The sequence below is a fragment of the Roseovarius halophilus (ex Wu et al. 2025) genome (assembly GCF_047086965.1).
Genome location: NZ_JBKOTX010000264.1, coordinates 1 through 6,359, shown reverse-complemented (window position 1 = coordinate 6,359; position 6,359 = coordinate 1). Strand labels below are relative to the sequence as shown.

At 68.3% G+C, this 6,359-nt stretch carries 5 protein-coding genes and 1 pseudogene; 2 read left to right on the top strand and 4 right to left on the bottom strand.

Annotated elements, in window-relative coordinates; translation table 11 throughout:
* Nucleotides 1-58: 58 nt before the first annotated feature.
* From ACH107_RS29020 to ACH107_RS29005, 4 genes are all read right to left on the bottom strand, one after another.
* Entirely contained in the window at nt 59-1,555 is a 1,497-nt protein-coding gene (locus ACH107_RS29020) for a replicative DNA helicase (RefSeq protein ID WP_412509197.1), read from the bottom strand.
* Nucleotides 1,556-1,797: 242 nt separating this feature from the next.
* Nucleotides 1,798-2,472: an orotate phosphoribosyltransferase gene (locus ACH107_RS29015; RefSeq protein ID WP_412509196.1), complete on the bottom strand. Its 675-nt coding sequence runs from the start codon at nt 2,470-2,472 to the stop codon at nt 1,798-1,800.
* Nucleotides 2,473-2,549: 77 nt separating this feature from the next.
* Complete coding sequence (gene pyrC, locus ACH107_RS29010; RefSeq protein WP_412509195.1) at nt 2,550-3,587, bottom strand: dihydroorotase; 1,038 nt, start codon at nt 3,585-3,587, stop codon at nt 2,550-2,552.
* 55 nt (nt 3,588-3,642) lie between these two features.
* On the bottom strand, nt 3,643-4,596 hold the full coding sequence (locus tag ACH107_RS29005; RefSeq protein WP_412509194.1) for a phosphoadenosine phosphosulfate reductase: 954 nt from the start codon (nt 4,594-4,596) through the stop codon (nt 3,643-3,645).
* A 188-nt stretch (nt 4,597-4,784) separates the two neighbouring features.
* Here ACH107_RS29005 and ACH107_RS29000 point away from each other — a divergent pair, with 188 nt between their 5' ends.
* Nucleotides 4,785-5,705 (top strand): AAA family ATPase, encoded by a 921-nt coding sequence (locus ACH107_RS29000; RefSeq protein ID WP_412509193.1) that lies wholly within the window; start codon nt 4,785-4,787, stop codon nt 5,703-5,705.
* Between the two features lie 57 nt (nt 5,706-5,762).
* A pseudogene (locus tag ACH107_RS28995) lies at nt 5,763-6,359 on the top strand (VWA domain-containing protein); the annotation flags it as partial.

The following is a 6,359-nucleotide window of genomic DNA, read 5'->3' as shown; positions in this document are numbered from 1 at the left end:
GTGCGGGGCGCCCGCGGCCCGCGGCACGCCCCGGCGGCGCCGGGGCGGTGGCACCGGGTTATCCGCCAAAATCCTCGCCACCCTGTTGCCAGGGTTTCACAAGGTTGCCGAAGCGTGTGAAACGGCCTTCGAAGGACAGTTCGACCGTGCCGATGGGGCCGTGGCGCTGCTTGCCGATGATCACCTCGGCCTTGCCGTGCAGGCGTTCCATCCGGTCCTGCCACGCCGCCATCTCGTCCAGCTTGTCGTCGGAGGGCTTTTCGCGCTCGACATAGTATTCTTCGCGGAAGACGAACATCACGACGTCGGCATCCTGTTCTATCGAGCCCGATTCCCGAAGGTCGGAAAGCTGCGGGCGCTTGTCGTCGCGCGCCTCGACCTGCCGGCTGAGCTGTGACAGCGCGATGACCGGGATGTCGAGCTCTTTCGCGATGGCCTTGAGCCCCTGCGTGATCTCCGAGATCTCGCCCACGCGGTTCTCCGTCCGGCCGGCGCCGCGCACCAGTTGCAGGTAGTCCACGATCAGCACGTCCAGCCCGTGCGTGCGCTTGAGCCGCCGCGCCCGCGCGGCCAGCTGGCTGATCGGCAGGGCCGGCGTGTCGTCGATGTAGAGCGGGCAGGATTCCAGCGTCTTGGCGGCCTCGACGAACCGGCGGAATTCGCCCTCGGTCATGTCGCCCTTGCGGATCTGCTCCGACGGCACCTCGGCGGCTTCCGACAGGACACGCGCGGCCAGCTGCTCGGCGCTCATCTCGAGGCTGTAGAACCCCACGACGCCGCCCTCGACCGCGCCTTCCGTGTCGTCCGGCATCGGGCCCCGGCGATACGCCCTGGCGACGTTGAAGGCGATGTTGGTGGCCAGCGACGTCTTGCCCATCGAGGGCCGGCCGGCAAGGATCAGCAGGTCCGACTTGTGCAGGCCGCCCAGCTTGCGGTCCATGTCGATCAGGCCCGTGGACACGCCCGCCAGCCCGCCATCGCGCTGGTAGGCGGCATTGGCGACGTTCACCGCGTCGGTGACCGCCTTGAGGAAGGACTGGAAGCCGGTATCGGCGCGGCCCTGCTCGGACAGCTGATAGAGCTTCTGCTCGGCCTCGACGATCTGGTCGCCGGGTTCGCTCTCCACGTCCACGCGGGCGGCCTTGCCGGCGATGTCATGGCCCAGCCCGATGAGCTCGCGGCGGATCGCGAGGTCATAGATCATCTGCGCGTAATCGCGCACGGCGAACGAGCTGATCGCCCCGCCGGCCAGCCGCACCAGATAGGCGGGGCCGCCCAGTTCCTTGAGGCCCTCGTCATCCTCGAGGAACGCCTTGAGCGTCACCGGCGAGGCGAGGTTGTTCTTGGCGATGCGCGCCGCGGCCACCTCGAAGATGCGCGCATGGACGGGGTCGTAGAAATGCTGCGGGCCGATGATACTGGCGACCCGGTCGTAGACGTCGTTGTTGTTGAGGATGGCGCCAAGAAGCTGCTGCTCGGCCTCGGTGGAATGCGGCATCGTTTCGGCATTTTCGACCTCGGCCCCGGTGGGATTGAATGCGGCGATCTCGTTCATCTGTGTCCCCTGCTGCCCCTGCTGCGATGGGAGCCCGTCATAAAGATGTCACGCACGGCCCGGCAATTTGTATGTTTCTGTGGATAAGCCTGTGAATGACGTGTGCCCCAAGCATATTGCCCAGCCCGCCGGCCATGCAACAACATCTTGTGTTGACGCGCGGTGTTGTAGCGGCAGGCGTGGCATCGGGGCCGCAGTTGCCGTTTTTTCGTGCCCGGCCGCCGCGCCGTCGCACGATTCGGTCAGCGCCGTGCCGCCTGCCAGCCGCGCGGATCGTGCAGGTACGATTCGACCGCGTCGAGCGTCGCGGCGTCAAAGACGCCCTGCGCCCGTGCCTCGGCCAGAACGTCCCACCACGTGCACAGATGGTGCAGGGTGACGCCGTGCTCGCCCAGCGTCGTCTCGGTCTCGGGGAAGATGCCGTAGGAGAAGATCACCGCCGTGTGCGCGCAGGTGGCGCCGGTCTCGCGGATGGCGTCCACGAAGCCGAGCTTGGAGCCGCCATCGGTGGTCAGGTCCTCGACCAGCAAAATGCGGTTCCCCGCGGTCATGACGCCCTCGATCCGGGCGTTGCGGCCATAGCCCTTGGGCTTCTTGCGCACGTAGGTCATGGGCAGCGCCATGCGGTCGGCCACAAGCGCGGCGAAGGGGATGCCGGCGGTCTCGCCGCCCGCCACGTTGTCGAAGGCCTCCAGCCCGGCCTCGCGCATCACCGTCACCGCGAGGAAATCCATCAACGTGGCCCGGATCCGCGGAAACGAGATGAGCTTGCGGCAGTCGATATAGGTGGGCGAGGGCAGGCCCGAGGCCAGCGTGAAGGGCTCGGCCGCGTTGAAATGAACGGCGTCGATTTCCAGCAGCATCCGCGCGGTCAGCCGCGCGATCTCGTCGGCAGGGGGATAGGCGGTGGGGATCATGGCGTTGTCCTCGGGTCAAACGGTGCACGCGGAAGGATGTCGTGCCTCCGGCGGGAGTATTTCGGGCAAGATGAAGATCAGTCCGCGCGCCACTGCAGCGCAAAGCCGGGGTCGAAAACCGTGACGGGGCCGTCGCTCGTCTCGATCCGGCCGGGCAGGGAGAGCGGACCGCCTTTGGTGAGGGTGATCCGCGTCTCGTTCGGCGGTAGCCCGTAGAAGGCCGGACCATTGAGCGACGCGAACCCTTCCAGCCTGTCGAGCGCGCCTTCCGCCTCGAAAACATGCGCCAGGATCGACAGCGTGTTCGTGGCGGTGAAGCAGCCTGCGCACCCGCAGGCGCTTTCCTTGTTGGCGTCGGTATGGGGCGCGCTGTCGGTGCCGAGGAAAAAGCGCGGATCGCCGCCGGTGGCCGCGGCGCGCAGGGCCAGCCGGTGCGACTCGCGTTTGGCCACGGGCAGGCAGTAGTAATGCGGCTTGATGCCACCGACGAGGATGTGGTTGCGGTTGATCAGGAGGTGGTGCGTGGTGATCGTCGCGCCAAGGCCCGCGTCGCCCGACCTGACGTAATCCACCCCGTCGCGCGTGGTGACATGCTCCATCACCACGCGCAGACCCGGCGTGGCGCGGCGCAGCGGGTCGAGCACGCGGTCTATGAAGACCGCCTCGCGATCGAAGATGTCGACCTCCGGGTCGGTGACCTCGCCATGTACGCACAGCGGACAGCCGATCTCGGCCATCCGTTCCAGCACCGGGCGCACGCGGTCGAAATCGCGCACCCCTGAGGCCGAATTCGTGGTGGCCCCGGCGGGATAGAGCTTGACCGCCGTGATCAGCCCTTGCGCATGGGCCGCGGCGAGGTCCTCGGGGTCGGTGTCCTCGGTCAGGTAGAGCGTCATCAGCGGGGTGAAATCCGCGCCCTCGGGCCGCGCCGCGAGGATCCGCGCGCGGTAGGCCCGCGCCTCCGCGGCCGTGACCACCGGCGGCACAAGGTTGGGCATGATGATCGCGCGGGCGAAATGCCGCGCGCTTTCCGGCAGCACGGCGCGCAGGACGGCACCGTCACGCAGGTGCAGGTGCCAGTCGTCGGGGCGGCGGAGGGTCAGGCTCTGGGTCATGATGCCGGGCTTTACACAATCGCGCGCGACAGGGCCAGAGGGCGCGGGGCGCCGGTCAGCTGAATTCGCGCGAGGGCATCGGCAGGCCGTGCGCCTCGGCGGTCTCGTAGGCCTGTCGCAGCGCCCGGCGGAACCGCGGGCCCGCGCGCCAGCGCATCACGTATTGCGCCAGCTTGGCGGTCAGGTAGGGGCTGCCGCGCTGCTCGACGCGGGCAAGAAGCGTCTTGAGATAGGGAATGTCGCTGCGCCGCGCCCGGTAAAGCTCGGCAAGTCCGAGCCCCGACAGCTTGCCGGCCGACAACCGCGCCAACATCCGGTACAGGACCTGCATGCGCAGCAGGTCGGCCTCGGGCGTGGCGCCCAGGTGGCGGATGCGGAAACGGGTGACGTTCGGCCGCGCGAACAGCGCGGCGTGCATGGCGTCGAGGCGGCTCTCGGGATCGTACAGCACGAAGGCCCGCTCGGCCGCGTCCAGCATGTCGGGCGCGTACCCGTACCGGTCATCGAAGGCGGTCCGCCGCATGTGCAGGAAACGGTCGTCCCATTCGGCCATGCGCGGGTCGAGCGTCGCATGCGGCTGCAGGGCCAGAACCCGCGCGCCGGGGGCCGCCACCGAAAACGCCGCGGCGGCATAGCCGCAGGGGCCCGCCCCGTAAAAGATCACCTGCTCGAAATCCTCGAAGAAGCCGTCGTCGATCAGCCGGTCGAAGAACCCGTAGACGCGCCCGGCCCGGAACCACGTGTCGCCGTGGCTGACAACGCACAGATGCGACCAGCCGAGCGCCTCGGCCAGCTGCCAGCCCACCGGGCGGGCATCGCCGGGCAGGCGTTCATGCGTCTCGAACGTTACCAGCAGAACGGGTTTGTCCTCCGCGAGAATGGCCGCGTGATCAGTGCCGAGCCGCTCGACATACCCGACATCGTCGACCGCGTCGCCGATCCGATCGAGCCACGCATCCCAGTCGAGACCCCTCAGGGGCAATTCCGTCAAGGCGGGTGTGTCCTGCATCCTGCTCGACTCCTCGTTACGCTACCGGCCGCTTGCCCGCGGCTTCATGCAGGTGTCTATAGGTGGGAATCAGGGCAGAATTTGGGAAAATCCGGGCGCTTTCCGCGAAGCCCGGACGCCGGCGCGTCACGAGATCCCTTGACGCCGCGCCGGCCCTGTGCAGTCCTGCACCGCAACGGGAGGACACGATGCAGCAACCATCATCCATCGGCGCGGTGCAGGAACTTCTGGACGCCCAGGGATACGTCTGCGGCCGCGCGCTGGGCACCGTCGCGTTTCTGGGGCTGCAGCTGGGCCGGCCGCTTTTTCTCGAGGGTGAGGCCGGGACCGGCAAGACCGAGATCGCCAAGGCGCTCGCCGCGGGCCTCGGCCGCCGTCTCATCCGGCTGCAATGCTACGAGGGGCTGGACGCGGCCAGCGCCGTCTACGAATGGAACTTCGCCGAGCAGATGGTCGCGATCCGAACCGCCGAGGCGATGGGCTTCGAGGGCCCCGGCGCGGACCGTGACGCGCTCAAGGACGAATTGTTCACCGAGCAGTACCTGATTGAACGCCCGCTTCTGCAGGCGATGCGTCCGCAGGCGGGGGGCGCGCCCGTCCTGCTGATCGACGAGATCGACCGCGCCGACGAACCCTTCGAGGCGTTCCTGCTCGAAGCGCTCAGCGACTTCCAGGTGACTGTGCCCGAACTGGGCACCATCCGCGCGCCCGAGCCCCCGATCGTCATCCTGACCTCGAACCGCACGCGCGAAGTCCACGACGCGCTCAAGCGGCGCTGCCTCTACCACTGGGTCGATTACCCGGATTTCGACCGCGAGATCGAGATCCTGCAGGCCCGCGCGCCCGAGGCGGCCGAAAGCCTGAGCCGCGAAGTCGTGGCCTTCGTGCAGAAGCTGCGCACCGAGGACCTGTTCAAGAAACCGGGCGTGGCCGAAACCATCGACTGGGCCAAGTGCCTGCTGGCGCTCGACGTGATCAGCCTCTCGCCCGATGTCATCGCCGACACGCTCGGCGCGATCCTGAAATACCAGGACGACATCGCCCGGCTTCAGGGCTCCGAGGCCAAGCGGATCCTCGACGAGGCCAAGGCCTCCCTCGTGCCGGCATGATGTTTCTTCTCGGGCCAAATACCCCGGGGGTTTGGGGGCTGGCCCCCAATCGCCGCGATGGTTGAGCAGGCACCGGCGGATCTGCCGGAAAGCCCCCGGCTTACCCATAACATCACGCATTTCGCGCGCGCGCTGCGCCGCGCCGGCCTGCCCATCGGGCCGGGCCGGGTGATCGACGCGGTGCGCGCGGTCGAGGCGGCAGGCTTCACCTCGAAGGCGGATTTCTTCTACACGCTGCGCGCCGTCTTCGTCAGCCGGCCGGAACACGGGTCCGTTTTCGCGCAGGTGTTCCGGCTCTACTGGCGCGACCCGCGCTACATGGAGCACATGATGTCCATGATGCTGCCCGCCATCCGCGGCGTGCAGGAGGAACGAGACGCGCAGGCGGCCGAGAAACGCGCCGCCGAGGCGCTGCTGGACGGGGCCGCGCCGGACATGCCCGCGCCCGAGGCCGGCGCCGATGACGAGACCCGCATCGAGATCGACGCCAGCGCCACGATGTCGGCCGAAGAACGCCTGCGGACGCTGGATTTCGAACAGATGAGCACCGACGAGATCGCGCAGGCCAAGCGGATGCTGGCGCGGCTCAGCCTGCCGGTTCGCCCGCTGGCGTCGCGCCGTGGCATGGCCAGCCACCACGGGGCGCGCCTCGAC

What these genes read in the sequence shown, in the direction of transcription:
- ACH107_RS29020 (WP_412509197.1), bottom strand. Translation starts at nt 1,555, where the DNA reads ATGAACGAGATCGCCGCATTCAATCCCACCGGGGCCGAGGTCGAAAAT.
- ACH107_RS29015 (WP_412509196.1), bottom strand. Translation starts at nt 2,472, where the DNA reads ATGATCCCCACCGCCTATCCCCCTGCCGACGAGATCGCGCGGCTGACC.
- pyrC (WP_412509195.1), bottom strand. Translation starts at nt 3,587, where the DNA reads ATGACCCAGAGCCTGACCCTCCGCCGCCCCGACGACTGGCACCTGCAC.
- ACH107_RS29005 (WP_412509194.1), bottom strand. Translation starts at nt 4,596, where the DNA reads ATGCAGGACACACCCGCCTTGACGGAATTGCCCCTGAGGGGTCTCGAC.
- ACH107_RS29000 (WP_412509193.1), top strand. Translation starts at nt 4,785, where the DNA reads ATGCAGCAACCATCATCCATCGGCGCGGTGCAGGAACTTCTGGACGCC.